At 72.5% G+C, this 1,802-nt stretch carries 2 protein-coding genes and 1 pseudogene; 2 read left to right on the top strand and 1 reads right to left on the bottom strand.

What is annotated here, in order from left to right; translation table 11 throughout:
• A pseudogene (locus ACOADB_RS15855) lies at positions 1-439 on the top strand (3-phosphoshikimate 1-carboxyvinyltransferase); the annotation flags it as partial.
• Positions 439-1,449, top strand: coding sequence for a ribosome small subunit-dependent GTPase A (rsgA, locus tag ACOADB_RS15850; RefSeq protein WP_378600475.1), 1,011 nt, complete (start codon positions 439-441; stop codon positions 1,447-1,449). The pseudogene ACOADB_RS15855 and the gene rsgA, both read left to right, overlap by 1 nt.
• A 94-nt stretch (positions 1,450-1,543) precedes the next feature.
• Here the strand turns inward: rsgA and ACOADB_RS15845 are convergent.
• A partial coding sequence (locus tag ACOADB_RS15845) for a hypothetical protein (RefSeq protein WP_378600472.1) occupies positions 1,544-1,802 on the bottom strand: 259 nt, incomplete at its 5' end.

Here is a 1,802-nt window from a genome sequence, read left to right as displayed (position 1 = left end):
GCTCGGCGACGACGGGCTGACCGTGACGGGGCCCGCGGACGGCCACCACGGCCTGCTCGGCCTCGAGGCGGACCTGCACGACGTCGGCGAGCTCGCCCCGGCCATCGCCGCGCTCTGCGCACTGGCGTCGACGCCGTCCCACCTGACCGGCATCGCCCACATCCGCGGCCACGAGACGGACCGGCTCGCGGCCCTGGCCGCTGAGCTCGGCGCCCTGGGCGCGGCCGTCGTCGAGCACCCCGACGGGTTGTCCATCAAGCCCGCTCCCCTGTCGGGCGGCGTGTTCCACACGTACGCCGACCACCGGATGGCGCACGCCGGCGTGATCATCGGTGCGGCCGTGCCCGGCGTGCTCGTCGAGAACGTCTCCACGACCAGCAAGACCTTCCCCGACTTCGCGGCCTTCTGGTCCGGCCTCTTCTCACCCGGCCCGGTCTGATGGCGCGCTACACCGACCACGACGTCGAGCACTACGAACGTCCCCGGAAGCGCACCCGCCCCCGCACCAAGGACCGCCCCGCCCACGACGACGCCGTCGACGGAGTGGTCGTCACCGTCGACCGCGGCCGCTACACGCTGCTGATCGGCGACGCGGTCGTGACGGCGATGAAGGCCCGCCCGCTCGGCCGCAAGGGCGTCGTCACCGGTGACCGCGTGCGCGTGGTCGGTGACGTCTCCGGCGACGACGGCTCACTGGCCCGGATCGTGGAGGTCACTCCGCGCTCGACCGTCCTTCGTCGTACGGCGGACGACGACGACCCCGTCGAGCGCGTCCTGGTCTCCAATGCGACCCAGCTGGTGGTCGTCACCGCGCTCGCCGACCCCGAGCCGCGCACCGGCCTCATCGACCGCGCCCTCGTGGCGGCGTACGACGCCGGGCTGTCGCCGTTGCTCTGTCTCACCAAGTCCGACCTGGCCGACCCCGAGGTGCTGCTCTCGACGTACCGCTCGCTCGGCGTGCCCTGGGTGGTCACCCAGCGTGGACCGGACCGCAGCATCCTCGGCCTCGAGGCCGTCCAGGAACGCCTGGCCGGCGAGGTCAGCGTGCTGGTCGGACACAGCGGCGTCGGCAAGTCGACCCTGGTCAACGCCCTGGTGCCGGACGCGAAGCGGAAGATCGGCCACGTCAACGCCGTCACCGGCCGCGGCCGCCACACGTCGACGTCGGCCGTCCTGCTGCCGCTCCCCGACGACTGGGCCGCGGGCGGCTGGATCATCGACACCCCCGGCATCCGGTCGTTCGGCCTGGCGCACGTGAAGCCCGAGACGCTGATCGAGGCGTTCCCCGACCTCGACGAGATGACCGAGGACTGCCCCCGTGGGTGCACCCACGGCGAGGACGAGCCCGAGTGCGGGCTGGACGTCGCGGTCACCGACGGTGCGGCCGACCCCGACCGGGTGACGTCGTTCCGGCGACTGCTCGCCGCCCGGTCCGTGACCGACTACTGACCGCGACTTGGGGTTTGTCACCGCCGAGTTGTGACTTGTCGACCGCGTCGACGTACAGAAACCCCAAGTCGAGGGTGACAAGCCCCAACTCGCGCTAGCCGTCGATCTTCCACGTGGCCTGGGCGCCGGCGTCACCGGTGAGGAAGACCAGTACGCCGGTGGCGAGGGCGGCCAGGACCGTCAGTGCGGCCAGGGCGGTGCGGACGGCACCCGTGCGGGTGTGGAACCAGGCCGCCACGAAGGCGAGTACGGCGAACACGGTGACGCCGATGCGGAGCTTGCCGGCCCACTCCTCGTGGTCCTCGATCCGCTCGGCCAGGGGTCCGGTCACCGCCCCGAAGCGCTCGTCGCGC

The organism is Nocardioides sp. CPCC 206348 (assembly GCF_048654705.1).
Classification (GTDB): domain Bacteria; phylum Actinomycetota; class Actinomycetes; order Propionibacteriales; family Nocardioidaceae; genus Nocardioides.
This window is presented reverse-complemented; position numbering and strand designations above follow the sequence as displayed.